Origin of the sequence: Streptococcus sp. HMSC034E12, from assembly GCF_001835915.1 — a bacterium.
In the GTDB taxonomy this organism is placed as follows: Bacteria; Bacillota; Bacilli; order Lactobacillales; family Streptococcaceae; genus Streptococcus; species Streptococcus vaginalis.
Genome location: NZ_KV826452.1, coordinates 69,835 through 93,278, shown reverse-complemented (window position 1 = coordinate 93,278; position 23,444 = coordinate 69,835). Strand labels below are relative to the sequence as shown.

Below are 23,444 nucleotides of genomic sequence, written 5' to 3'. Positions count from 1 at the left end.
TTTTTTATTTTTCTTAAACTTTTTCTTCCAATTTGATAGCTGGCAACATTTATTTGTTTTTGTTAAAGAAGTTCCCATAGCCAAAAATACAAACATTTAATTTTAGAAATGTCATATGAGATGGATATAATTATTAAAAAAAGGAAGCAAGTAACGAGAAATTAACTTATGACTTCTTTACTTTTAGGAAGATGGTGGCTGATATTTTTGAAGTCAGTTGGTTCAGCTAAACAAGTTTATCTTATTGTTACCTTAACTAAAGCAAGAAAAACTATCAATCCAACCTTTTCTTTGGCTTATCAAAATGATAATTTCACCACTTTAATGATTAAATTTAATCGGAAAACACTAAAATTTTACAAAGAGAAACCAATCTACACTCTTGACGAAAACGATTTTTTAGGATAAAATAATAAACGTTGTGGCGGTATAGCCAAGTGGTAAGGCACGGCTCTGCAAAAGCTTGATCGTCGGTTCAAATCCGTCTACCGCCTTTCAGTACCTGACTTATCAGGAATTAACCGAATGAAAAGCCCGTAAAGTCGGGCTTTTTTATTTTTTTGTTCGGTTAAATTAGGTCAAATATAATGAAGTTGGTGGATGAATTTGAGGCAAACATTTTCAACAAGAGTTTATTTTTCATCAAAATAGCACAAAAAATGAGCCAAAACCAATAACTATAAAAATTGATTTCTAGCTCACTTTTTGATTATAATTCAGCAATTTGGTTTAGATTTACTTCGGCAACTGTATCATTCCCGAATAGCGAAATAATCATTTTCACTTTGTTGTTGTCAATTTCGGTGATTTTACCCGTATAATCTGCAAAAGCGCCGTCAATGATACGTACGGTATCGCCAACTTTCACATCAATATCAAATTCTTGAACGGTTTGTCCCATTGAAATCAAGATTTGGCGAATTTCCTCTTCCAAAAGCGGTGTTGGTTTAGAGCGGTTTCCATGTGAGCCGACAAAGCCTGTTACGTTTGGTGTGTTCCGTACGACGAACCATGCTTCGTCTGTCATCACCATTTCTACCAAGACGTAACCTGGGAAACGATTTTCTTCAACTTCTTTGGTTTTTCCGTTTTTCTCCACTTGTACCGTTTGCGTTGGAATTTCTACGCGCAAAATATTTTCCAACATATTATAGGTTTGTGCACGTTGTAAAAGATTTTCTTTTACTTTATTTTCATACCCTGAGTATGTCTGCAAGACAAACCAGCCTTTATCAAAACTGTCCATGAGTTCTTCCTTTCCTAAATAAAAAAGCCTGTGGGCTTCGGTTTCTTTCTAGCCCTATTATACCATAAAAATAGCCAATGCAACCTTTTAACTGCTATTTTTTACAATAAAAACCTACTTGACAAATAGCAAGCAGGTTAAAAATTAAAAGATATTTAACAATCGTACTAAACCTCTTGTAACAAAGAGATCGAAAAGATAAATAATAACAACAAAGAAAGCGGTGTATTCCATGACTGAGATAAAATCTATCCAGCTTTGCTTTCTAGTTGGCCAAGTTGTATCTTTTAACACTTGAAATGTATCTCTGATGAATTTCACAACTTTCTCCTATCTAGTTTCTTTATGAATTGTATATTTACTGCAATGTTTACAATATTTATTTACTTCCAGACGTTTTGGTTTTGGCGTACTACTCAATTTGATTGAATAGTTTCTCGATCCACAAACCGTACACGCCAGACTCGCTTTTTTTAGTGCCATAACGCCTCCATCTTGTTTATTATATCAAGAAAGCCCATTTTTGACAAGTCTATTGGAACCAACTCTTAACCGTGTCCCAAAAATTCTGTGCTTTTTCAGGAATCTTAGCATCGTCAATTGCTTTCTTAGCTTGGTCAACCAAATTCTTAGCTTTATCTTGCACATCTTTCAAGACATCTGAACGATTGTCACTTTGATTCGTAGTGTTATTTGTACCACTCGTATCAACCGGTGCAATACCATTTTTTGCATAGGCATTTTCATCACCGAACTTCGTACCCTTTGTATACGGTAAGATACTATTTGCCACACTTCGGAAAATAGCTGAAGCTTCATTGGCACTTGTGCCTGTCAGATAATGATTTTCATCTGTCTTTGGAAAACCTAACCACTGACTGATAACCACATCTGGCGTGTAACCAATAACCCATTGGTCTCCTGATAAATCTGGGTTAAAGTCAGTCTCTGTCGTCCCTGTCTTCCCAGCCATGTCATAGCCGTAAGGAGCTGCATAAACACCTGTACCATTGGTAAATGTTCCCAGCATCATACTAGTCATTTTTTCTGTTGTTGAGCGGTTGAGCACTCGGGTCGAGGTGGATTTATGAGTTTTAACGACTTGTCCACTAGCATTTTCAATTTTGGTAATCAAATGAGCATCATTCATAACACCATTATTTGCAAAAGTCGAGTAGGCTTGTGCCATTTGTAGCGGATTGGTTGTTACGCCACTACCGAGAGCCACCCCAAGAGTCTGATCCACTTTATCCATATTCAAGCCAAATTTTTTACCATATTCAAAAACTTTTTTCAGTCCCAATTCATTAGCAGCAGCAACCGCTGGAATATTTAAGGATTGCGCTAAAGCCTGATACATTGGCACAGTCGGACTGGATTGAATCCCAGCATAGTTATTCACGGTGTAATTTCCATACGTTGTTGTACTATTATCCAATTCTTTATTGATGGACCAACCTGCTGCAACTGCAGGGCTGTAAACCGCCAAGGGCTTAATGGTAGAGCCCGGACTTCTTGAAGATTGTGTGGCATAGTTAAAACTTCTAAAACCAGCACTGGTACTATTGATTTGGCCGACAAGAGCACGAACACTACCTGTCTTTGGATCAAGTGCTACACTTCCTGATTGAGCTCGTGTACCATCTGCTGCTTGTGGAAATAAATCTTTACGGTCATAAATGACTTGCATGCTAGCTTGGTAATTTTGATCGAGCTCTGTGTAAATGCGATAGCCGTTATTGACAATATCAGCTTCTGTTAAGCCATAATCTCGCACTGCTTCATTGATAACCGCATCAAAGTAAGACGGATAACGATAATCTGCCGATTTTCCTGTATAAGTATCTACCAGTTGACTACCTAAACCATTTGCTGCTGCTTGGTTTGCAGTATTTTGATTGATATAACCTGCTGCTACCATATTTTGTAAAACGGTATTGCGTCGATTCGTTGCGTTTTTTATAGAAGCAAGCGGATTATATAGTTCCGGTCCTTTGAGCATTCCTGCTAAAGTAGCAGATTGGTCGAGGGTCAACTGACTGGCAGATACGCCGAAGTACTTTTTAGAGGCATCTTCTACACCCCACACACCATTCCCAAAGTAAGAATTGTTGAGGTACATAGTGAGAATCTGATTCTTACTATATTTCTTGGTTAACTCTAAGGCGAGGAAAAATTCCTTTGCTTTCCGCTCAATAGTCTGATCTTGAGACAAGTAAGCATTTTTGGCTAATTGCTGCGTAATGGTGGATCCACCACCCGAACGTCCCACTGTCAAAATCGCCATGATAAAACGACTATAGTTAATCCCACTATTTTTATAAAAAGAACGGTCTTCTGTCGCAATGACAGCATGTTGCAAATTCGGACTAATCTGGGACAACTCTACGTAAGTTCCCTTTTGCCCTGACAAACTTCCAGCTTTTTTGCCGTCCTTATCATAAATAGCTGTTGTTGCTTTCAAAGCATTCTGCAAATCATTCACATTAGTGGATTTGGCAACATAAAAGAGATAGCCTCCTGTCACCAAACCAAAACCAAGTCCCAAAATCAAGACAATCTTCGTCAGGTGATAGCGACGCCAAAATCGACGAAATGGGTGTTGAGAAATCGGCTTTTTCCGACTTTTTCCAGACCGGCTCAAATGTGATTCGCTTTCTTCCACCTCTGTCACCTCTTGATGGTGGCGCTCAGGACTGTCCTTTTTAAAATGATTCACTACTATTTCAAATAATTCACTCAATTTTTTCATATCCCTATTCTATCACCTTCTCCATATCCAGACAAGAAAGGACCTCTTATCAAGCGTTTCGTTTAGAAAACTTTAAGAAATTGTTCAAGAGTTAGCTGACTATTTGCAATCATCTACTATTTTGTTACAATAAAATCATGCATTTTACAATTACGATTCCACAAGGTCTACCAGAGATGACAGTCAAAGAACTGCTGGAAGAACATTTTTTGATTCCACGGAAGATTCGCCATTTTTTGCGTATCAAAAAACATGTCTTCGTCAATCAAAAACCGATTAACTGGCAGAGCATTATCCACCCACATGATAAAATTACATTGATTTTTGACGAAGAAGATTATCCAGAAAAGTCTATTTTAATGGGCAAAGCTAATCTTGTGGAAGAATTATACCAAGATGAACACATCATCATTGTCAATAAACCTGAAGGTATGAAAACACATGCCAATGAACCGGCAGAGCTGGCACTTTTAAATCATGTCTCTGCTTATGTTGGAAGTACGTGCTATGTCGTTCATCGCTTGGACAAGGAAACTAGTGGGGCTGTCCTTTTTGCTAAAAATCCTTTTATCTTGCCAATCTTAAATCGGTTGCTAGAAAACAAGGAAATTTCGCGTGAATATTGGGCTTTGGTACAAGGAGTATTCCCCAAAAAACGTCAAATCTATACAGATAAAATCGGGCGTGACCGTCACGATCGGCGAAAACGGCTAGTGGATAACAAAAACGGTCAATACGCTGAAACGCAGGTCAATAAGCTCAAAGAAATTGGAAACAACACCCTTATCAAGTGTCTACTTAAAACTGGGCGAACTCATCAAATCCGTGTACACCTTGCTCATCATGGGCATCCTATCGTTGGCGATCCATTGTACAATCCGCAAAAAGCAAAACGTCTCATGCTCCATGCTCATCGCTTAACGTTCACACATCCTTTTACGCTTGAAAAAATTAGTGTCGAAGCCAGCTCTCAGAGCTTTGAGAAAGGATTGATTTAAAAATAATGGGACTACGAACTAAAAATTGAAAATTTTTAGTTCGTAGTCCCACCCCCGCAAGAGTGCTTAAACAGTTATCAAGCTGTTTAAGGTTGTAGATGAAGAAAACGAAGTTTTCGTCAAACGTACTCTTCCGAGCTTGAAAAGCGAACAGCTTTGATACTTGCTTCGCAAGTTTTATCTGCCACCTCAAAGCAGTGCTTTGAGCAATCATAGTGGCTTGCTGTGCAAGGCTGATTTCCCGCCTTCAACAATTCAGTGAATTGTTGAAGCTACGTTATTCGTTTATTACTAATTCTAATAGAAACTGGGACACTTTTTGCCCAGCCTCATTTTTCTATGCAACAGTAACAACTTTATAAATTGTTTTAGCAAGTGCCACCTGATAATCTTCTGCACTGTGAGTGTGATCGGTCGTGACAGTAGCAACCTTTGTATCTAAATCAATTTGGACATCCGATACACCTTCTAATTTTAGGAAGTGCTCAGTGACGTGTTTTACGCAATTTTGACAAGATATATTTTCTAAAGTAACAATTTGTTTCATGATGAGCTCCTTTTATAATTTTATTTTAAAGCGCCGCAAACGTAGTGCATTGGTAACGACAGAAACAGAGCTAAAGCTCATGGCAAGGCCGGCTAGCATAGGATTAAGCAGCGGACCGCCAAATACATATAAGAGACCCATTGCGATTGGTATTCCTAAGGTATTGTAGGCAAAAGCCCAGAAAAGATTTTCTTTGATATTTTTAATCGTGGCTTGACTGAGGCGAATGGCTGTCACCACATCTAAAAGGTCGCTGTGCATCAAAACAATGTCGGCTGAGTCAATAGCCACATCCGTTCCAGAACCAATCGCAATCCCGACTTCAGCTTGCACCAGAGCAGGTGCATCATTGATCCCGTCACCCACCATGGCAACCTTTTTCCCCTGCGCTTGCAAATTCTTGACGATATCTGCTTTGCCGTCCGGAAATACTCCTGCAATGACTTGATTGACACCAGCTTCTCTTGCAATGGCTTGAGCTGTTTCCTCACGGTCCCCTGTCAGCATCACCACTTCTAAGCCCATTTTTTGCAATTCAGCAATAGCTTTACAGCTATTTTTTTTGATTTGGTCAGCGACTGCTATCAGCCCAACCAATTGTCTATCCAAAGCAACAAACATAGCCGTCTTTCCTTGATGCGATAAGAAAATCAAGTCAGAGATATATTCTCCGAGCTCGACTTGGTATTGTCTCATTAAGTTTTCATTCCCAATTAGAATTTCTTGAGCTTTTACTTGAGCTATAATCCCTTTACCTGAAATCGCTTGAAAATCTGTTACCGATGCTAATGGTATAGCTTCCGCTTTAGCGACTTCTAAAATAGCAATTGCCAGCGGATGTTCTGAATGTTGCTCACTACTTGCAAGCGAATGTAGCAATTCTTCCCGTGTGACATCACCAAAAGTCAACGCATCCGTCAAACTTGGCTTCCCTTCTGTAATCGTACCTGTCTTATCCAGAACGACAACATCTACCAAATGAGTCGCTTCAAGAGCCTGCCCCGACTTAATCAAGACGCCATTTTCAGCACCCTTCCCCGTGCCGACCATAATAGCCGTCGGAGTAGCTAGCCCAAGCGCGCAGGGACAAGCAATGACCAACACCGCAATAAAGATAGAAAGCGAGAATTGCAAACTTTCTCCCGCCAGAAAATACCACAACAAAGCTGCTAAAACTGCCAAACTCAAGACAATTGGTACAAAATAGAGCGAGATCTTATCTGCCATAGCCGCAATAGGCGCTTTCGAGCCTTGCGCTTCCTCTACCAAATGAACAATCTGAGCTAAAGTTGTGTCCGAACCGACTTTAGTTGCTTCATAGTCAATAGAACCCGTTTGATTCATAGTGGCACTGGTAATCACATCTCCGACATTTTTTTCGACAGGAACACTTTCACCTGTCATCATGGACTCATCTACATAGGTCTGTCCAGAGATAACCATACCGTCTACCGGCATACGTTCTCCCGGTTTAATCCGCACAATATCTCCAACCTTGATGTCTTCTGTATCAATTGTTACGACTTCGCCATAGCGAATAACGGTCGCTTGGTCGGGTACCAAACTCATCAAACTTTGAATCGCTTGTGAGGTTCGACCCTTGGCATTGGCTTCCAGATATTTCCCCAGTAAAACAAGAGTGATAATCACACCAACTGATTCAAAATACAACTGGTGTACAAAAGTATGATGCCCCAGTAAAACTTGAACGACCGAGTACAAACTATACAGAAAGGCTGAACTCGTTCCTACAGCAATCAAACTATCCATGTTTGGATGCCGTTTTACCAAATTCCGAAAACCACGTACATAAAAACCGCGACCAACCCAAATCGCTGGCAAAGTAAGGAAAAATTGCGCCAATACAAAGGCAATGGGATGCGTCATGTGATCTAAAAAGGAGGGTAACGGCAAGCCAATCATGCTCCCCATTGAAATATAGAGGAGTGGCACGGTCGCTCCTGCCGCAAACCAAATCTGACGCGCCATTTGGCGCACATTTTCTTGCTTTTCAGTGACTTGCTTCGCATAATCAGACTGCCTTTGTTCTCCCTTTTCTGTCGCTTGGTAGCCCGCTTCTTTCACAGCGTCTAAGACTTGCTCGCTTGCAAATCCTTCTTTTGGAAAAACTGTCAATTTTTCCGTCGCCAAGTTCACCATGGCTTCTTCTACTGTTGACAAATCGTTGACGACCATTTCAATGGTCATCGCACAAGCTGCACAGGTCATGCCGGATAATTTATACTCTTTTTTGTCTTTTTCCATTTCTTACTCCGCCATTTTCGATTGATTCGTGTCATCTTGACAATGCGCACCACAAGTACATTGACCTGGTGGACAATTGCACTGAATCGTCTCCGGCGCTTGTACCTGCTTTTCTTTTACAACATCTAGGATTCGAGACAAATCTATTTGACTGAATTGATTGCTTTCTAGTATTGAAACTACTAAATCGCCATGCTTGGTATTGCACATATTACCAAGCAAGGTACGCCAACTATTTTCCAAGTGTTCATCTTCTAAAATTAACGCATCATAGTAAAATTTCCCCTCAATCTTTTCCATTGAAATAAACTCTTTGGTTTTCAGACGATTAAGTAAGGTTTTAACAGTAGCCGGTTTCCAATCAAAATCAGCTTCTAAACGCTCCACCACCTCAGTACTTCTGCTATGAGGATACGCCCACAAAACACGCATAACTTGCCATTCTGCCTGACTAATATTTTGTTGTTCCATTTTGTTTCATCTCTTTTTTGATTACAATTGTAATTTTCGATTCTTTTATAGTTTACATCTGTAATCAGAGTTTGTCAAGCAAAAAAATCGAGAAGATTGCTCAACTCGATTTTTCTCTTTCTGTATAAAAATTTGTGGTTTTATCAATGCGCAAGCATTTCTTGAGCGATTTCTTGTCCACTTAATTTCGTTGGGTAGTAAGTTGGCCAATTTTCTAATTCGTTAAAGAGGGCTTCTTGGCTTTCACCGCCGTAGAAGATATGGAAATGCGCTGCTTTCGTTGGTGCAATATTATGGTCGCTAAACTGAACATATTTATACTTACCTGCATCTGGGTCTGTCGCTTCAAACATGAAACGCACGCCTCGGTTTCCTTTAGAGTACGTCAATGTATGCTTACCAACATATTTATAAGTATATTTCTTCTTTTGTCCGTTGACTACAAATTCCATAGTCTTATCTGTGATATTGATATGAGACACATCTGTCTTGTAGCCTTTTTCATAATACGCTTTGTACTCAGTAGCTGTCATCTTACCGCTTAATTTTGCTTTGTAATCAAAGACTTGGTCTAAAGTTCCATCTTGCAAATATGGATAAACGGATTGCCATTGACCTGCATAGTCAGACAACGTACGGTCTTTGACAGCACTATCTTCAAAGTAGCCATTTTGTACAGTCTTTGTATTTTTTTCTTTTTCAGCAGAAATTTCAGTACCAGCTTGATCTGTCGTCTTTTTCAAAGCTTTCAAGTTTGATTGCATGATGGAAATGTAGTCTGCTCCATCTTTTGTTTGCTTTTCAGTTAAACTTTCAAGCGGATTAAGCACATCTAACTTCACACCCGTTTCTTTTGCCAAAGTAGATGCCAGTGCTTGAGAAGCATTTTCTTCAAAGTAAATGTACTTGATATTGTTTTTCTTAATATATTTTGTCAATTCAGCCAAACGTGCCGCTGAAGGCTCACTATCTGGTGAAAGTCCTGAAATAGGCACTTGCTTCAAACCGTAGTCTAACGCTAAATAACGAAAGGCTGCGTGCTGTGTCACAAAGCTCTTTTGTTTGGCATTTGCCAATCCCGCTGTGTATTCCTTATCCAGAGTTTCTAATTTCTTAATGTAAGCTGCTGCGTTCTTTTGGAAAGTCGCTTTCTTATCGGGATAGCGTTTACTTAAGCTGTCACGAATATTTTCCACCATTTTAATAGCACGTTTTGGTGATAACCATACATGAGGATCGTATTCATGATGATGTCCTTCTTTACCATGATCATGATCTCCTTCCTCTTCTGTACTAGGAAGTAGCAACATCTTCCCAGTCGCCTTCACCACATTCACTTTACCTTTTTTCAAGGTTTTAAGCAATTTTGGTACCCAAGTTTCCATATTTTCATTTTCATATACAAAAGCATCTGCATCTTGAATCGTTGCAACTGCTTTGGCAGAAGGCTCGTATTCGTGCGGTTCTGTTCCTGCACCAATCAAGAGTTTGACATTGGCAGTATCGCCTGCTACTTGCTTGGTAAATTCATAAACTGGGTAAAATGTTGTGACAACATTTAATTTCCCATTTGCACTTTTTTGATTGGAACAAGCCACTAAAAAGAGACTTAGTAAGCTTGCTACTAATAGACCAATTTTCTTCATTTTTCACTCCTATTTGATAAATTTTTTTAATAGATTCACTATTAAAAATACACCGACAAAAATAATCGTAATACTTGCACTGGCTGGCGTTTCAGCATAGTAAGAAATATACAATCCAGCAATCATACCTACAAATCCAATAAAATTCGCTAATAAAATGACCGACTTGAAATTTTTCCCAAGTCGCAAAGCAATACTTGCCGGCAACACCATAATGGTCGATACCAACAGCGCACCTGCCGCTGGAATCATGAGAGCAATGGCAACACCTGTCACGATATTAAATAGAATAGACATAGTACGCACAGGTAGACCGTCCACAAAGGCTGTATCTTCATCAAAGGTCAAAATATACATTGGCCGAATGAAGAGAAAAGTCAACACAAGTACAATCGCCGCAATAACAAACAGCGAAATCACCTGCTCCGTACTAATCGTAACAATAGAACCAAACAAATATTGGTCTAGGCTCATGGAACTGGAGCTTTTGCCCCTGCTCATCACAATCAAAGCAATAGCAAGTCCTGTCGACATTAAAATGGCTGTTCCGATCTCCATGAAATCTTTGTAGATAGTGCGCAAATATTCTAGAAAAACTGCCGCAATCATCACGATAATGACTGTTGAAATTGTAGGTGAAATACCCAATACCAAGCCAAATGCAACTCCTGAAAGCGACACATGACTAAGTGTATCACTCATTAAACTTTGACGACGTAGAATTAAAAACGTTCCTAACACAGGTGAGAACAAACTCATAGCAATCACAGCCAGAAAAGCCCGTTGCATAAAATCATAAGTTAGTAAATTAAACATGGCTCACCTCCTGATCACTCTCGTGAACATTGAAGCACCGCCATGGCGAATCTTGATTTCGCACCAAATGAATATTGCGGTCCGCATATTTTCTAACTTCCTCTGGATCATGCGTAATCATCAGCACAGCCTTGCCGTGCCGATGCGCACTATGGTGCATTAAATCATAAAATTCATCCTTGCTACCAGCATCCATCCCCGTTGTCGGCTCATCCAAGACAAAAATATCCGGATCCGAAGCAAACATTCGTGCAATGACCGCCCGCTGCTTTTGCCCACCCGAAAGCGAGCCAATCCGCTTGTCTCGATGTTCCCACATGCCAACGGCGCCCAGACTGACCTTGATATGTTCTTCATCATGCGCATTCAAACGACGAAACCATCCTTTACGCGGATACCGACCTGATTTAACAAATTCATAGACGGTGCTTGGAAAACCCGCATTAAAACTAGCGATTTGCTGCGGCAGATAAGCAATCCGCAACTTCTTGCCAGCTGTATTCGTCTTAGAAATCGTCACCTTACCAAATCGAGGCTGCAAAATCCCAAGACTAGCCTTGATCAAGGTCGTTTTTGCTGCTCCATTTTCACCTGTCAAAGTCACAAACTCACCACTATCCACATAATAGTTAATATGCTCCAACACAGGCTCTTTGTCATAATAGAAGGACAAATCTTCAACTGTGATATATCTCATTTTCCGATTTCTCCTACTAAGGTTCCCAAGAATTTTTGAATGGTTGCTTGCTCATTAGGAGTGTATTGATTGGCGATTTTTTCGTAAATTTCCAATGTATGCTGATGATGCTGATGATGCTCCGCGGCAACTGGCTTCGCTAATTCTGTCAACCGATAAAAAATAACACGCGCATCTTTCTGATCCTTGAAGGGTTCTAGCAGTTCTTGTTTGATGAGCGATTTGATAGCCTTTGTTACAGCTGCCTGACTGACGTTTAAGCACTTTGCTAACTCTGAGTTTGTCAATGACTCCTCAGACAGCAACATTAAGATGTGCTCTTGGGTATTTGTCAAAGGCATTTCACTTGTACAAGAACCAATCAAAATCTCATGCTGATTCTCGGCTTTTAAAATGATTTCATTTAAGAAATGATCCATTTCATGTGCTAATTGACTCATGTTGCTCCTTTTCTGATTAACCAGTTAATTCTTTACTAGTTAAGTATATCATAAAGAAAAAAAGAGTCAAGTGAAAATTTCAGCTTCTCTCCTATCAAAAAAGGCTTGAATATCATTTCAAACCTTTATATAGCTTCTTTCGCGTTCGTTTTTTCCACGAAAATGGCTCTGAATCTTCTTTAGGATGCTTCAACCCTTCAAATCCAGTACCTTCTAAACTAGTAACTCATTTATTTGCCAAGCTTTTGATATAGTCTTTCGTTCCATCTCGGATAAATTCCTGCGGTGACGCACCATTCAACCATAACAAGTTTGTATGTGGCTGCCAAACAAAGTAATACGAAACACCCGTTTCCACCGAACGGTACTGCAAAAAATGAACACTCTTCTTACTCACCCAGCTATTTACTAATAAATAGAGCTGCTGCCGATACAACATCTTCTCACCTTTATAAAAGATTTTCAAAGAAAGAGTTGAATAATAAATCGTCTGACTCTCTGTTTTCCGAATGAGAAGGTAACTTCCTATCGGAGAATCCGTTGAATCCGTCGGAAAAATATAAGGTAAAAGGAAAAATAAAGCCGGATACAAAACAAAAATGGATAGCACACGCCACATCTCACATAAAATACTTCTCCGAAACACAAAAGTTACAACACGAGATAGACTGATAGAAGTCAGTGCTATGACTAGTACCGAAAGAACAAACTTTTTCAATACTCGCAGTACATTTCCAATCTGAATTCTCAAAGAATGAGTTCTTACCATCACCTGGGAAGCAAGCAATATCTTTTGTTGGTACAAGCCATATCGTTTTAAACATTCATCATGCGTATGATTTCCCATATAAAGAATCAACCTTGTTTGATGGAGCGTATCAGCGTAGTAAACGTGACTCTGATATGACTAAAATAAAGGGTGAAAATTTGTCTGATGGTTTTGAAGAGTAAGTTAAAAAAGTATCGTGCTAGATATAATTTAAATCAAGAAGAATTAGCAAACAATGTTGGTGCTTCTAGGCAAATGAAAAGTCTTATTGAAAGAGAAAAAATTAGACTTGTTCGGTAACTCAAAAGTGGTATACTAAAGCTATGGAAACAACATACGAAAAAGCCTTAAAATTAAACTCAGAGAATTTCAAATTGTTGATAGGTGTTAAAAAAGCGACGTTTCAACTGATGCTTGATTGTCTCACTGACGCTTATCAAGAGCAACACCGAAAAGGAGGACGCCCACGCCGTCTAAGTATGGAAGACCAACTTATCATGACCTTGCGCTACTTACGCTATTACCCCACTCAACGCTTGTTGGCACTTGATTTTGGTGTAGGTGTGGCAACTGTCAATGAGACCATTACATGGGTAGAGGACACCCTTCGTTCTTCAGGTCTCTTTGATTTAGACCACTTGGAAGCACCTAGCGCCACTGTTGCCATTGATGTCACTGAAAGTCCTATTCAACGCCCTAAAAAAACCAAAGCAAGAATTATTCTGGTAAAAAGAAAAGACATACCATAAAAACTCAAATCATGCTTGATTTGACTAGCCATCGTGCTTGTCAATTGGCTTTTTCAGATGGCCATACGCATGATTTTACCCTTTTTAAAGAGAGTATTGGCTATAGTTTGCCCCAAAATACCCTTGTTTTCGTAGATTTAGGGTATTTAGGCATCTTGAAATTTCACGAAAATACCTTTATTCCTGCTAAGCGTTCTAAACATCACCCCTTAACCCAAGAGGATAAGCAGTTGAATCGCAAGATAGCTAAAATGCGTATTGAAGTTGAGCACTTTAATGCAAAATTTAAAACCTTTCAAATCATGGCACAGCCCTATCGTAATCGTAGAAAACGGTTTGAATTAAGAGCTGAGTTGATTTGTGGCATCATCAACCACGAGATGATGTAGTTACCAAACAAGTCTAATTTTGGAATGACAGGCTAAAAACTTCCGTTGGAGGTTTTCACTCCTCAAATCAAGTCACAAGCATCTGCGTTTAATTTTCAAAGAGGGTTATTTATGAAAGGTCACGGTCATTTTAGTTCCTAATCCTAGCTGACTTTCCATCTTAATATCGGCATGATGTTGATTGACCGCATGCTTGACAATGGATAGCCCCAGGCCAGTGCCACCCAACTTCTTCGAGCGACTCTTATCAACCCGATAGAAACGCTCAAAAATACGTTCCTGCTCATCTTTGGCAATCCCAACTCCTGTATCTTGTACCGTCAGAACAATCTTGTCCTCATTCGAGGTGATACCGACAGTCACATCTCCCTTATCACGGTTATAGATAATAGCATTATCACAAAGATTATAAATCAAGGAATGAATAAGGGCATGATTACCGGTAATATAAGCTGGTTTCCCTAATAAATGCAAGTTGATATGACGTTCATTTGCCTTAGCAGATAGACTCTCTAAGACTTCCTCTGATATCTGATAGAGATTAATGGGTTCCATAGCTAACTCTTCTGACTCATCAAGATGTGACAGTTTAATAATATCTTCTACCAACTGAATCATACGTTGAGACTCACTGTGGATTTTCTCAGCGAATTGTGGAACATCTTTTTGCGCAACAACATCACTAGCCAACATTTCAGAATACCCAGAAATCAGATGCAAAGGTGTTTTCAGTTCATGAGAAACGTTTGCTGTAAATTCACGGCGCAGCTGCTCTGCCTGAAGTTGCTCTGTGACATCAAAGAAAAGAAGCGCTAAACCAGTCACCTTATCCTCAGACTGAATAGGACGCACCATAACTTTGTAATGCGAGTCATCTAATTGCAAAATCCCTTCTTGCTTGCGACCTTGAAGACCTTTTTCAAGCCAATTATTTAGTGATAGGTTACGGATAATTTGTAACATATCTTTTCCCAAACACGTTCGATCAGTCTGTAAAATATCCTGTGCTGCTTGGTTGATACTGATGATGCGACAGTTATTGTCTAACAAAATCATGCCTTCTTTAATTTTAGAAATAATGGTGTCAAATTCTGATTGACGTTGCTCTATCACAACTTCTCGCTCAGTGACTTCCTTTTGATGTCTGGCAATCCGTCTTAGAAGGGGGGAAATTTCTTCATAGGCATCATTTTCAAGTGGATGATCAAGATCCAGCCGATTCAATGGTTCCACGACACTCTTAGCAATAGAACGTGAAAGCCATAGAGAGAGGAAGAAGGCCAATACAAGAATAAGAGCTAAAGGCTGGACCATCCGAAACAAAAGCACTAAAATACTATGTCTAGTCACAGATAAACGAATAACAGTTCCATTATCCAAGCGCTGAGCAGAATAAAGAGACTGAGTGGTTAAAATTTTCGAGTAGCGAACACTCTCACCGTAACCATCTTTCAAAGCTTCTTTGATTTCTTCTCGATTAGCATGATTGTCCATGGTCTGTGCATCGGACTCATTATCATAGAGAACCTTTCCTTGATTGTCAACCCAAGTGATTCTGACATTTGACATTTTGAGCTCATTAAAATAATCTTGGCCTTCTAGAGAAACCCCTTGAGCAGCTAAGGCTGTCTCCGTCTGCAACTGCTCCTTTTGTACTTGAGTAAAATAACCATAAAGCAAGCCAACAACCATAAATAGGGTCACCAGAAGAACGCCTAGCGTGGCAAAAAAAGTTGAACGAAAGATTTTCTTAATCATCTGTTACCTCCAAACGATAACCAACGCCACGAACTGTCTTAATCAGATGACTAGCATCTCCAAGTTTCATGCGAAGGGTCCCAATATGGACATCAACTGTTCGTGTTTCTCCGATAAAGTGTTCTCCCCAAACTTTATCCAAAAGTTCCTGCCGTGTAAAAACACGGTCAGGATTTAACATCAATAAAGATAGCAGTTCAAATTCTTTCAGAGTTAATTCGATTTTTTGCCCATTTTTTCTAACCGTGTAATTTTTTGAATCCAGAGCGAGATTTTTTATTGTCAAATGAGTTTCCTGTTCCTGATTGGATGTACGTCTGAGGACTGCTTTAATGCGAGAAATCATTTCCATCATACCAAAAGGTTTAACCAAGTAGTCATCTGCGCCCAAATCTAATCCTTTGACTTTATCGAATTCTGTTCCTTTGGCAGTTGTCATGATTACTGGAATATCTTTTGTCATGCCATTTTCGCGTAGGGATTTCAAAATGGTCAATCCATCATCTATAGGCAGCATGATATCTAACAGTATAAGTTTTGGTTGCTCTTCTTCCATGGCTTTCCAAAATAGAAGGGAGTCAGGGAAACCCTGAGCCTCAAACCCTGCTGTTCGTAAAGTATAAAGCATCAGTTCTCGGATATCATCATCGTCTTCAACGCAGTAAATCATGTTTCTTCTCCATTCAGTTCACCAGTGATTGAAAAAATTACCCACTTAGCGACATTGACGGTATGGTCACCAATTCTTTCCAAATATTTGGCAATCATCAAAACATCAATAGTATATTCACCATCATTTCCAAGTTCAGCAATATGGGCAATTAAACTTGCCTTTATTGTATCAAATTCTTTGTCCACTGTGACATCTTTTTGGATAACTTTTAAAGCTAAAGCCTCATCATCATGGACAAAGGCATCCACACTGTCTGTTACCATATTGACAACGTGTTTAACCATTTGCTTGAGATGGCGAAACTCAGCTCCTTCATGAACATGACCATCACCAATAATATCAGCAATTTCAGCAGATTGTGCACCAATACGCTTCATATCATAAACCATTTTCAAGGCAGCTGAAATACGTCGCAAATCCTTGGCTACTGGCTGTTGACGAAGCAATAGTTTAAGACATTGTGATTCAATATCTCTTTCCATCTGCTCAATTTTTTGATAGGTTTTACTGACATCATTGACCAGATGCTGATCATTTTCACTGATGGGCATTAAGGATTTTGAAATGATATCTTCACATAAAGACCCCATCAAAATTAAATTGGTATTGAGTGCATGCAGTTGATTTTCAAAGGTTGAGCGTATCATCCGAATCTCCCTGTTATATAATTTTCTGTGCGTTCGTCTTGTAGCATTGAAAATAGTTGGCTTGTTTTGTTGTACTCAACAATTTCTCCCAATAGGAAGAATGCTGTCTTATCAGAAATTCGCACAGCTTGTTGCATGTTGTGGGTCACCATGACGATAGTATATTTCTTCTTGAGTTCAATAACCAAATCTTCAATTTTTGCTGTTGAAATCGGATCTAAGGCACTTGTTGGTTCATCCATGAGGAGGACGTCAGGTTCAATGGCCAAAGCTCTAGCAATGCAAAGCCGTTGCTGTTGACCACCAGACATTCCAAGAGCAGATTTATTGAGGCGATCTTTGACTTCATCCCAGATAGCGGCTTGTTTTAAGGAACGCTCCACAATTTCATCCAATTGAACTTTATTGTGAATGCCATGAGTTCGAGGCCCGAAGGCAATGTTGTCATAGATACTCATCGGAAATGGGTTTGGTTTTTGAAAAACCATACCTACTTTTTTACGAAGGACATTGATGTCCAAATCGCGATACACATCTTCTTTATCTAATGTGACCTCTCCAGTAATGCGGCAATTTTTCACCAAATCGTTCATTCGGTTAAGACTTTTCAGTAAGGTCGATTTTCCACACCCTGATGGACCAATGAAAGCTGTAATTTCATTGCTGGCAATTTCCAAATTAATGTTTTTTAAAGCCTTAAAGTCTCCATAGTAGAGATCCAAATTTTTAATTTCTATTTTATTCATCGCTTGTTTTACTTCCTAATCGTCTAGCAATCAAACCCGACACTAGATTAATGATAATAACTAATACTAAGAGAACAACTGCTGTAGCATAGGTTTGATTGACATAAAGTCCCTCTCCTGAGATGGCATACATATGCACAGCCAAAGTCCGTGACGAACTGAAAACACTCTTAGCCACTTCAGCAACCGTACCTGCCGTAAAAATCAAGGCAGCCGATTCTCCCACAATTCGCCCGATCGCTAAAATAATTCCTGAGAAAATTCCCGGCATGGCGCTAGGAAGGACAATTTTAAAAATTGTTCGAAGTTTGCCCGCTCCAAGTGCAAAAGCCCCTTCACGATAAGAGTCTGGTACCGAAAGCAAAGCTTCCTCTGTTGTTCGCATAATCAGAGGCAAAATCATGATACTAAGTGTAACAGCTCCTGACAGCAAGGAAAGTCCCATGTGAGCGAACTTAACAAAGAAAAGGGCACCAAACAGTCCATAGATGATGGAGGGAATCCCAGAGAGCGTTTCGGTTGCGATCCGAATAACACTAACAAAAGGGTTATCCCGGCGCGCATATTCTGCCAAATAAATAGAAGCCCCTATACCAATAGGTACGGCAACACTTAATGCCAATATGGTCATAAAAATCGTATTGATTAAGGCCGGTAACAGAGAGACATTCTCACTATTGTAAGTCCAAGCAAACAAACTCATGTTTAAATTGGGCAAGCCTTTAACCAGAATGTAGCCTACCGTGAAAGCAATACCTACAAAAGTTGCCAAAGCAGCCCCATAAACTAAAAAGTACAAAATTAGTGACACCAGATCCCGCCGACGTGACTGCCAATTTTGCTTGAAACTGCGGTGATTGATATTTTCCATACTCACTCCTCTTTATGTAACAACGAAAAGCTGATATTAATGATTAGGACAAATATAAAGAGAACAACAGCTGTCCCTATGAGAGCTTCTCTGTGAAGACCACTAGAGTAACCCATCTCCATAACAATATTGGTTGTCATAGTTCTGACTCCTGATGTCAAGGAATCTGGCAAGACAGCTTGGTTACCTGCAACCATGATAACTGCCATAGTTTCTCCGATTGCACGTCCAACCCCTAAAATGACAGCCGCCAAAATTCCTCGCTTCGCTGCTGGCAGTACCGCAAAAAAGATGCTACGCTCATGGGAAGCCCCCAGAGCTAAACCACCTTCATAATACGACCTGGGAACAGCACGAATAGCAGCCTCAGAAACACTGATAATAGTTGGTAAAATCATCAAACCAAGCAAAATCGAGGCGGTAAGAACCCCCATGCCAAAGCCACCGATGTTATCACGAACAAAGGGAACTAAAACAACCAAACCAAAGAAACCATAAACAACCGATGGAATTCCTGCCATGAGGTTAATAGCCGCCTTGAGTGGTCTGTAGATGACTTCAGGACAAAAAGAAGACATAAAAACTGCTGTCAAAACTCCAACGGGTACTCCAACAATAAGAGCCCCTGCTGTCACATAAAGTGAGCCTACAATCATTGGAAAAATACCAAAAAGATTATTAGCCGGTCTCCATACCGTCCCGAAAAGAAAGTTACCTAAGCCAATTTTGTGAATAGCAGGAATCCCACTCGAAAACAAAAAGAGGCAGATTAGTAGTACGGATAGAACAGAAATGCAGGCGGTAAGGAAAAATACCGCTTGCATCATTTTTTCTTTTGTATGATTCATTCATGACCCCTTAGTCTGAAAGACCGTCCCAGCTTGTTGTCTTACCTGTAAAAATAGTCTTGACTTGTTCGCTTGTTAAGCCATCAACTTTGTTATCTTTATTAACAATAACAGCAATACCATCCATCGCAATAACTGTTGAGCTGACTCCTTTAGAGGTTTCTTCATCTTTCAAATCACGTGACGCCATTCCAATATCAGCTGTTCCCTCAATAGCATTTGTGATACCAGTTGAAGAGTCGCTTTGTTGAATTTCTACTTCAACCTTAGAATTGACTTTGCTATAAGCTTCTTTTAATTTTTCCATAACTGGTGTGACAGAGCTTGATCCTGAAACGACAATCTTGCCAGAATCAACTGAAGATTTATAAGCTTTGGTATCGTCAAGTGGAATGTAACCATTTTCTTCTACGACAGCTTGACCACCAGAGCTTAAAATAAAGTTGATGAAATCTTGAGCAGCTTCACTTATCTTATCTTTGGTAACAATGTTAAATGGTCGAGAAATCTTGTAGCTTCCGGATTTAATATTGGCAACACTTGCTTCAGTACCATCAATTTTCAAAACCTTGACGGTATCATCCAAAGAACCTAGCGAAGCATAGCCGATGGCTGACTTATCTCCAGCTACTGTCGTTAGCATAACAGAGGTCGAGTTAGTAACAATGGCTTTGTCCGTTGTCAAATCAACCTTTTCACCATTTTGCTCTTCTTGGACTCCGAAAAGTTCAACAAAGGCGCCGCGCGTCCCTGAACCATCTTCACGGGAAACAACGCTGATATTACCAGATGCAGATGAAGAAGCAGACGAAGAGCCCCCGTTTGATTTACCACAAGCTGAAAGTCCCACTAGAGCCGTCAAACCAGCTAAAGCCAGTACTGAAAACAATTTACATTTTTTCATGATGTTCTCCTTTAAAATCTTTACAATGACCATTATAGAGAGCAAACATCAAATCTATTACCATACTTTTGTAAAGTTTTTGTAAAATCAGCACCAAACGCTCGCTGTTCTCACACAGTTAAATAGGCAGTTGCTTTAAAAAATGCTATAATAAATGAAGCTTTAAGAAATACCCAAAAGGCAAAATAAGGCAACGAAAATTTAACCAGAGAGTCTAAACCCTTGATACGAAAGGAATCTTAAAAATCTTATGATGAATATGCAGCAAATGATGAAGCAAGCACAAAAAATGCAAAAACAGCTAGAAAAGAAACAAGCTGAGTTGGCAGAAACAAATTTCACTGGTAAATCAGCTCAAGAGCTCGTTACCGTAACTTTCACAGGTGATAAAAAACTGGTTTCCATTGATTATAAAGAAGCTGTCGTTGATCCTGAGGATGTCGAAACCCTACAAGATATGACTGCACAAGCCATCAATGATGCACTCAGCCAAATTGACGAAGCAACTATAGTAGATTGAAATAAGATGTGAACAAATTGATTAGGAAAGTCAAATTAATGTATAGAAATATTTTAGCAACCATGGCGTACTGTTCTAGATTCAATCTACTATAAAAAAACAATGGGAGCATTTGCAGGTAAATTACCATTCTAGAAAACAAAAATGGATTGGCAGAGCCAGTCCATTTCTATTTGTCATGATATGGTTTGATTTTCATTGAGTATTAGTCCAAGGGATCTACAAACCAAATTGTAAATTGAAGAAATTCTTTTTCTTGCTCCAATCGGTAACAAAAACCTTGTTTTTCCAGAATTTGTTTGACCAAGTAAAGTCCTACCCCTGTCCCCCCATCTTCTTTAGCTCTGCTAAAATCTGGACGATAGAACGGAAGAAATAATTTGTCTAGTTCTTCCTTGTCAGGTAAATGCTCTGCTTGATTTTCAATTCGTAGATAATGCTCCGTTAAACTTACTCGGATAGCCCCTCCTTCCTTTGTATAACGAAAGGCATTATCCAAAAGATTCTTTATTGCTTTTACAAAATAAGTTGAATTAAGGCTGACCCATACTGGCTCAAGATTTACGATGAATTGGTAAGAATGGACTTTTGTAAGTGCCTCATAGGGCGTCAAATACTGCTCTATCAGTTCTTTCAAATCAACTCGCTCTTGCTTAACTTTCAAACTGAGATCCAAATTTGTGGCTTCCAAGATGGAACAAACTAACTGTGATTGCTCTTGCAAAATGTCTCGACATTTCTTCAAATAAGTCTCGTGATCTTTAAACTCTCCGACGTTATAAATCATGCCCTCTACAAGACCTAACATACTAGCAATGGGCGTTTTTAACTCGTGAGCAGTTATTCGCAAAAAATCAGCCTGCTCCTCTTCACGCGCCGCCCTTTTTACATTTTCAGCTCTTAATTCTTCAATACTTGTCAGGGTTCTGTTGCAAAGTTTTAAATCTACTATCAAATAAGGTAGAATAATAGAAAAAGATAGCAGGAGGAATGACGATGAATCATTTTAAAGGAAAGCAATTTCAGCAGGATGTGATTATTGTAGCCGTGGGCTACTATCTTCGTTATAACCTTAGCTATCGTGAAGTTCAAGAAATCTTATATGATCGTGGCATTAACGTTTCTCATACGACGATTTATCGTTGGGTGCAAGAATATGGCAAACGACTCTATCAAATTTGGAAAAAGAAAAATAAAAAATCCTTTTATTCATGGAAAATGGATGAAACGTACATCAAAATTAAAGGAAAATGGCATTATTTGTATCGAGCCATCGATGCAGATGGTTTAACCTTGGATATTTGGTTACGTAAAAAACGGGACACACAAGCAGCCTATGCTTTTCTTAAGCGGTTAGTGAAGCAGTTTGATGAACCGAAGGTTGTAGTCACAGATAAAGCCCCCTCTATTACAAGTGCCTTTAAGAAACTAAAAGAATACGGCTTTTATCAAGGGACAGAACATCGTACCATTAAATACCTGAATAATTTGATTGAACAAGACCATCGTCCAGTAAAGAGACGCAATAAATTCTATCGAAGTTTACGCACTGCCTCTACCACGATTAAAGGTATGGAAGCCATCCGAGGATTATATAAGAAAACCCGAAAAGAAGGCACTCTCTTCGGGTTTTCGGTCTGTACTGAAATCAAGGTATTATTGGGAATCCCAGCTTAAATCATAGATACCGTAAGGGATTTTATTCTTTATTTAAAACTTTGCAACAGAACCCTATCACTCTTTCTATTGTAGAATTATTTCTATTATATATTATAGCACAAACTATTAACGGTGGTTAATTTATATTTTTATAATGGTTAATATTTGGTGCTATTTAAACAATAAAATGCTTAGAATAGCTAAAATCGCAGGTCCGCCCTGAGTCAAGATGATTTTCTTGTTAGCTGTGGCTGCACCATACTCTGCTACCCCGATAACAAACAAAACAAAAACGGTCACCATTTCTAAATTATGTGACATATACAAGCTATATAGTAGGAAAAGAGCTAAAAAGGCATTGTAAATCCCTTGATTTTTAAACAAGGAAGTGACGGACGGGCGAGATATTTCTTCCTTTGTCATATTAAAGACTCGGCTGGTGCTGTCTGACTGGGTAGCGATAATTTCTAGATAAAAGATATAGAGGTGTTCCAGTGCGACAATTGTAGCTAATATAGTAGTAATGAGTGACATACATTTCTTCTTTCTAATATTTTTCTACAGTAATCTGATCTAAGCCAGATACAAGTTTTTCTAATAAAGTGCTCAGCGTCCTTTGCTCATCATCCGAGAGAACTTTTTCTATTTGCTTTTTGACATTTACATGATAGGTCGGTGGCTCATGCAAAAGCTGCTCTTTTGCAACATTCGTTACACTCACTAGAACCTCTCGTTGATTTTTGGGATTGCGGCTCCGTTGAACATAACTGCGCTCTTCTAAAAGTTTGAAATGCCGAGTTAAGGCTGCAGGATCGATTTTTAAGACCTCTTGCACAGCAACTTGACTGCATGGAGCATTGTCCAATAAAAAGGTCAGTATCTCGTACTGCGTTAAGCTGATTTCTAATTTTTGCTCAAAGAGTTGCGTGATAGCTTGATCAGTTAAATGCAATTGGTACAGCAGGTGATGAATGGCAACCATATATTCTCCTTTCTATTTTTTGTTGACTAGTCAATTATTGATAAATCAATT

General features: G+C 39.3%; 26 protein-coding genes, 1 tRNA gene and 1 pseudogene. 6 read left to right on the top strand and 22 right to left on the bottom strand.

All coding sequences use genetic code 11. The annotated features are described in order from the left end of the window. The first annotated feature begins 168 nt into the window (after positions 1–168). On the top strand, positions 169–408 hold the full coding sequence (locus HMPREF2574_RS07505; RefSeq protein ID WP_022526394.1) for a hypothetical protein: 240 nt from the start codon (positions 169–171) through the stop codon (positions 406–408). A gap of 15 nt (positions 409–423) precedes the next feature. Next, positions 424–494: transfer RNA gene (locus HMPREF2574_RS07500), tRNA-Cys, on the top strand. A gap of 215 nt (positions 495–709) precedes the next feature. Here HMPREF2574_RS07500 and nusG read toward each other — a convergent pair. The 4 genes from nusG to pbp2a all read right to left on the bottom strand — a co-directional run bounded on the left by nusG (position 710) and on the right by pbp2a (position 3,998). Further along, positions 710–1,246 carry a transcription termination/antitermination protein NusG gene (nusG, locus tag HMPREF2574_RS07495; protein ID WP_003027329.1) on the bottom strand — a complete coding sequence of 179 codons (537 nt, stop codon included), beginning with the start codon at positions 1,244–1,246 and terminating at the stop codon, positions 710–712. A 144-nt stretch (positions 1,247–1,390) separates the two neighbouring features. Further along, positions 1,391–1,567, bottom strand: coding sequence for a preprotein translocase subunit SecE (secE, locus tag HMPREF2574_RS07490; protein ID WP_003071100.1), 177 nt, complete (start codon positions 1,565–1,567; stop codon positions 1,391–1,393). Between the two features lie 9 nt (positions 1,568–1,576). Then, positions 1,577–1,729: a 50S ribosomal protein L33 gene (gene rpmG / locus HMPREF2574_RS10245; RefSeq protein ID WP_003074882.1), complete on the bottom strand. Its 153-nt coding sequence runs from the start codon at positions 1,727–1,729 to the stop codon at positions 1,577–1,579. Between the two features lie 49 nt (positions 1,730–1,778). Beyond that, on the bottom strand, positions 1,779–3,998 hold the full coding sequence (pbp2a, locus tag HMPREF2574_RS07485; protein ID WP_070812386.1) for a penicillin-binding protein PBP2A: 2,220 nt from the start codon (positions 3,996–3,998) through the stop codon (positions 1,779–1,781). Positions 3,999–4,135: 137 nt separating this feature from the next. Here pbp2a and HMPREF2574_RS07480 point away from each other — a divergent pair, with 137 nt between their 5' ends. Then, positions 4,136–4,996 carry an RluA family pseudouridine synthase gene (locus HMPREF2574_RS07480; protein ID WP_070812385.1) on the top strand — a complete coding sequence of 287 codons (861 nt, stop codon included), beginning with the start codon at positions 4,136–4,138 and terminating at the stop codon, positions 4,994–4,996. Between the two features lie 337 nt (positions 4,997–5,333). Here the strand turns inward: HMPREF2574_RS07480 and HMPREF2574_RS07475 are convergent, their stop codons facing one another. From HMPREF2574_RS07475 to HMPREF2574_RS10455, 8 genes are all read right to left on the bottom strand, one after another. Continuing rightward, positions 5,334–5,543 (bottom strand): heavy-metal-associated domain-containing protein, encoded by a 210-nt coding sequence (locus tag HMPREF2574_RS07475; protein WP_024051462.1) that lies wholly within the window; start codon positions 5,541–5,543, stop codon positions 5,334–5,336. 12 nt (positions 5,544–5,555) lie between these two features. Next, entirely contained in the window at positions 5,556–7,808 is a 2,253-nt protein-coding gene (locus HMPREF2574_RS07470) for a heavy metal translocating P-type ATPase (RefSeq protein WP_070654333.1), read from the bottom strand. 3 nt (positions 7,809–7,811) lie between these two features. Then, positions 7,812–8,279: a CopY/TcrY family copper transport repressor gene (locus HMPREF2574_RS07465; RefSeq protein WP_024051464.1), complete on the bottom strand. Its 468-nt coding sequence runs from the start codon at positions 8,277–8,279 to the stop codon at positions 7,812–7,814. Positions 8,280–8,422: 143 nt separating this feature from the next. After that, on the bottom strand, positions 8,423–9,925 hold the full coding sequence (locus HMPREF2574_RS07460; RefSeq protein WP_070654332.1) for a zinc ABC transporter substrate-binding protein AdcA: 1,503 nt from the start codon (positions 9,923–9,925) through the stop codon (positions 8,423–8,425). Positions 9,926–9,934: 9 nt separating this feature from the next. Continuing rightward, positions 9,935–10,741 carry a metal ABC transporter permease gene (locus tag HMPREF2574_RS07455; RefSeq protein ID WP_024051466.1) on the bottom strand — a complete coding sequence of 269 codons (807 nt, stop codon included), beginning with the start codon at positions 10,739–10,741 and terminating at the stop codon, positions 9,935–9,937. After that, the gene (locus HMPREF2574_RS07450) at positions 10,734–11,438 is read right to left on the bottom strand and encodes a metal ABC transporter ATP-binding protein (protein ID WP_024051467.1); all 705 of its coding nucleotides are present in this window, start codon (positions 11,436–11,438) and stop codon (positions 10,734–10,736) included. The genes HMPREF2574_RS07455 and HMPREF2574_RS07450 overlap by 8 nt, the downstream gene beginning before the upstream one ends. After that, the gene (locus tag HMPREF2574_RS07445; RefSeq protein WP_024051468.1) at positions 11,435–11,878 is read right to left on the bottom strand and encodes a zinc-dependent MarR family transcriptional regulator; all 444 of its coding nucleotides are present in this window, start codon (positions 11,876–11,878) and stop codon (positions 11,435–11,437) included. The genes HMPREF2574_RS07450 and HMPREF2574_RS07445 overlap by 4 nt, the downstream gene beginning before the upstream one ends. A gap of 226 nt (positions 11,879–12,104) precedes the next feature. Next, positions 12,105–12,725 carry a hypothetical protein gene (locus tag HMPREF2574_RS10455; RefSeq protein WP_024051469.1) on the bottom strand — a complete coding sequence of 207 codons (621 nt, stop codon included), beginning with the start codon at positions 12,723–12,725 and terminating at the stop codon, positions 12,105–12,107. 245 nt (positions 12,726–12,970) lie between these two features. Between HMPREF2574_RS10455 and HMPREF2574_RS10450 the strand changes: the two are divergent. Continuing rightward, positions 12,971–13,785, top strand: a pseudogene (locus HMPREF2574_RS10450) (IS5 family transposase). A 105-nt stretch (positions 13,786–13,890) separates the two neighbouring features. Here the strand turns inward: HMPREF2574_RS10450 and HMPREF2574_RS07425 are convergent. From HMPREF2574_RS07425 to HMPREF2574_RS07395, 7 genes are read right to left on the bottom strand one after another with little or no spacing between them, the layout of a single operon-like run. Next, the gene (locus tag HMPREF2574_RS07425) at positions 13,891–15,543 is read right to left on the bottom strand and encodes an ATP-binding protein (protein ID WP_070241486.1); all 1,653 of its coding nucleotides are present in this window, start codon (positions 15,541–15,543) and stop codon (positions 13,891–13,893) included. Then, positions 15,536–16,213: a winged helix-turn-helix domain-containing protein gene (locus tag HMPREF2574_RS07420; protein WP_024052984.1), complete on the bottom strand. Its 678-nt coding sequence runs from the start codon at positions 16,211–16,213 to the stop codon at positions 15,536–15,538. The genes HMPREF2574_RS07425 and HMPREF2574_RS07420 overlap by 8 nt, the downstream gene beginning before the upstream one ends. Next, complete coding sequence (gene phoU, locus HMPREF2574_RS07415) at positions 16,210–16,863, bottom strand: phosphate signaling complex protein PhoU (protein WP_024052985.1); 654 nt, start codon at positions 16,861–16,863, stop codon at positions 16,210–16,212. Before phoU ends, HMPREF2574_RS07420 begins: the two co-directional genes overlap by 4 nt. Further along, positions 16,860–17,609 carry a phosphate ABC transporter ATP-binding protein PstB gene (gene pstB / locus HMPREF2574_RS07410; RefSeq protein ID WP_070812383.1) on the bottom strand — a complete coding sequence of 250 codons (750 nt, stop codon included), beginning with the start codon at positions 17,607–17,609 and terminating at the stop codon, positions 16,860–16,862. The genes phoU and pstB overlap by 4 nt, the downstream gene beginning before the upstream one ends. Next, positions 17,602–18,480, bottom strand: coding sequence for a phosphate ABC transporter permease PstA (gene pstA / locus HMPREF2574_RS07405; RefSeq protein ID WP_024052986.1), 879 nt, complete (start codon positions 18,478–18,480; stop codon positions 17,602–17,604). Before pstA ends, pstB begins: the two co-directional genes overlap by 8 nt. 2 nt (positions 18,481–18,482) lie before the next feature. Next, positions 18,483–19,328: a phosphate ABC transporter permease subunit PstC gene (gene pstC / locus HMPREF2574_RS07400; RefSeq protein WP_024052987.1), complete on the bottom strand. Its 846-nt coding sequence runs from the start codon at positions 19,326–19,328 to the stop codon at positions 18,483–18,485. A gap of 10 nt (positions 19,329–19,338) precedes the next feature. Further along, positions 19,339–20,232 (bottom strand): substrate-binding domain-containing protein, encoded by an 894-nt coding sequence (locus HMPREF2574_RS07395; RefSeq protein ID WP_024052988.1) that lies wholly within the window; start codon positions 20,230–20,232, stop codon positions 19,339–19,341. Between the two features lie 250 nt (positions 20,233–20,482). On the opposite strand from HMPREF2574_RS07395, the gene HMPREF2574_RS07390 reads away from it, so the two are divergent. Beyond that, complete coding sequence (locus tag HMPREF2574_RS07390; RefSeq protein ID WP_024052989.1) at positions 20,483–20,752, top strand: YbaB/EbfC family nucleoid-associated protein; 270 nt, start codon at positions 20,483–20,485, stop codon at positions 20,750–20,752. Positions 20,753–20,957: 205 nt separating this feature from the next. On the opposite strand, the gene HMPREF2574_RS07385 is transcribed toward HMPREF2574_RS07390, so the two are convergent. Next, complete coding sequence (locus tag HMPREF2574_RS07385; RefSeq protein WP_257374277.1) at positions 20,958–21,707, bottom strand: sensor histidine kinase; 750 nt, start codon at positions 21,705–21,707, stop codon at positions 20,958–20,960. 41 nt (positions 21,708–21,748) lie between these two features. Between HMPREF2574_RS07385 and HMPREF2574_RS07380 the strand changes: the two genes are divergently transcribed. After that, on the top strand, positions 21,749–22,429 hold the full coding sequence (locus HMPREF2574_RS07380; protein ID WP_014293938.1) for an IS6-like element IS1216 family transposase: 681 nt from the start codon (positions 21,749–21,751) through the stop codon (positions 22,427–22,429). A gap of 153 nt (positions 22,430–22,582) precedes the next feature. Here HMPREF2574_RS07380 and HMPREF2574_RS07375 read toward each other — a convergent pair whose 3' ends face one another. Together HMPREF2574_RS07375 and HMPREF2574_RS07370 are read right to left on the bottom strand one after the other, a co-directional pair. Continuing rightward, positions 22,583–22,945 (bottom strand): DUF1304 domain-containing protein, encoded by a 363-nt coding sequence (locus HMPREF2574_RS07375; RefSeq protein ID WP_070812382.1) that lies wholly within the window; start codon positions 22,943–22,945, stop codon positions 22,583–22,585. Positions 22,946–22,958: 13 nt separating this feature from the next. Then, the gene (locus tag HMPREF2574_RS07370) at positions 22,959–23,393 is read right to left on the bottom strand and encodes a MarR family winged helix-turn-helix transcriptional regulator (protein WP_024052854.1); all 435 of its coding nucleotides are present in this window, start codon (positions 23,391–23,393) and stop codon (positions 22,959–22,961) included. Between the last annotated feature and the right edge of the window lie 51 nt (positions 23,394–23,444).

Bases quoted from the DNA above. Each gene is read 5' to 3' on its own strand.
- HMPREF2574_RS07380 (WP_014293938.1), top strand. From the start codon at position 21,749: ATGAATCATTTTAAAGGAAAGCAATTTCAGCAGGATGTGATTATTGTA.
- nusG (WP_003027329.1), bottom strand. From the start codon at position 1,246: ATGGACAGTTTTGATAAAGGCTGGTTTGTCTTGCAGACATACTCAGGG.
- HMPREF2574_RS07475 (WP_024051462.1), bottom strand. From the start codon at position 5,543: ATGAAACAAATTGTTACTTTAGAAAATATATCTTGTCAAAATTGCGTA.
- HMPREF2574_RS07445 (WP_024051468.1), bottom strand. From the start codon at position 11,878: ATGAGTCAATTAGCACATGAAATGGATCATTTCTTAAATGAAATCATT.
- rpmG (WP_003074882.1), bottom strand. From the start codon at position 1,729: ATGGCACTAAAAAAAGCGAGTCTGGCGTGTACGGTTTGTGGATCGAGA.
- HMPREF2574_RS07460 (WP_070654332.1), bottom strand. From the start codon at position 9,925: ATGAAGAAAATTGGTCTATTAGTAGCAAGCTTACTAAGTCTCTTTTTA.
- HMPREF2574_RS07420 (WP_024052984.1), bottom strand. From the start codon at position 16,213: ATGATTTACTGCGTTGAAGACGATGATGATATCCGAGAACTGATGCTT.
- HMPREF2574_RS07425 (WP_070241486.1), bottom strand. From the start codon at position 15,543: ATGATTAAGAAAATCTTTCGTTCAACTTTTTTTGCCACGCTAGGCGTT.
- HMPREF2574_RS07370 (WP_024052854.1), bottom strand. From the start codon at position 23,393: ATGGTTGCCATTCATCACCTGCTGTACCAATTGCATTTAACTGATCAA.
- HMPREF2574_RS07455 (WP_024051466.1), bottom strand. From the start codon at position 10,741: ATGTTTAATTTACTAACTTATGATTTTATGCAACGGGCTTTTCTGGCT.
- HMPREF2574_RS07450 (WP_024051467.1), bottom strand. From the start codon at position 11,438: ATGAGATATATCACAGTTGAAGATTTGTCCTTCTATTATGACAAAGAG.
- phoU (WP_024052985.1), bottom strand. From the start codon at position 16,863: ATGATACGCTCAACCTTTGAAAATCAACTGCATGCACTCAATACCAAT.
- HMPREF2574_RS07470 (WP_070654333.1), bottom strand. From the start codon at position 7,808: ATGGAAAAAGACAAAAAAGAGTATAAATTATCCGGCATGACCTGTGCA.
- pbp2a (WP_070812386.1), bottom strand. From the start codon at position 3,998: ATGAAAAAATTGAGTGAATTATTTGAAATAGTAGTGAATCATTTTAAA.
- pstB (WP_070812383.1), bottom strand. From the start codon at position 17,609: ATGAATAAAATAGAAATTAAAAATTTGGATCTCTACTATGGAGACTTT.
- pstA (WP_024052986.1), bottom strand. From the start codon at position 18,480: ATGGAAAATATCAATCACCGCAGTTTCAAGCAAAATTGGCAGTCACGT.
- HMPREF2574_RS07465 (WP_024051464.1), bottom strand. From the start codon at position 8,279: ATGGAACAACAAAATATTAGTCAGGCAGAATGGCAAGTTATGCGTGTT.
- HMPREF2574_RS07375 (WP_070812382.1), bottom strand. From the start codon at position 22,945: ATGTCACTCATTACTACTATATTAGCTACAATTGTCGCACTGGAACAC.
- HMPREF2574_RS07390 (WP_024052989.1), top strand. From the start codon at position 20,483: ATGATGAATATGCAGCAAATGATGAAGCAAGCACAAAAAATGCAAAAA.
- HMPREF2574_RS07395 (WP_024052988.1), bottom strand. From the start codon at position 20,232: ATGAAAAAATGTAAATTGTTTTCAGTACTGGCTTTAGCTGGTTTGACG.
- pstC (WP_024052987.1), bottom strand. From the start codon at position 19,328: ATGAATCATACAAAAGAAAAAATGATGCAAGCGGTATTTTTCCTTACC.
- HMPREF2574_RS07480 (WP_070812385.1), top strand. From the start codon at position 4,136: ATGCATTTTACAATTACGATTCCACAAGGTCTACCAGAGATGACAGTC.
- HMPREF2574_RS07505 (WP_022526394.1), top strand. From the start codon at position 169: ATGACTTCTTTACTTTTAGGAAGATGGTGGCTGATATTTTTGAAGTCA.
- HMPREF2574_RS10455 (WP_024051469.1), bottom strand. From the start codon at position 12,725: ATGGGAAATCATACGCATGATGAATGTTTAAAACGATATGGCTTGTAC.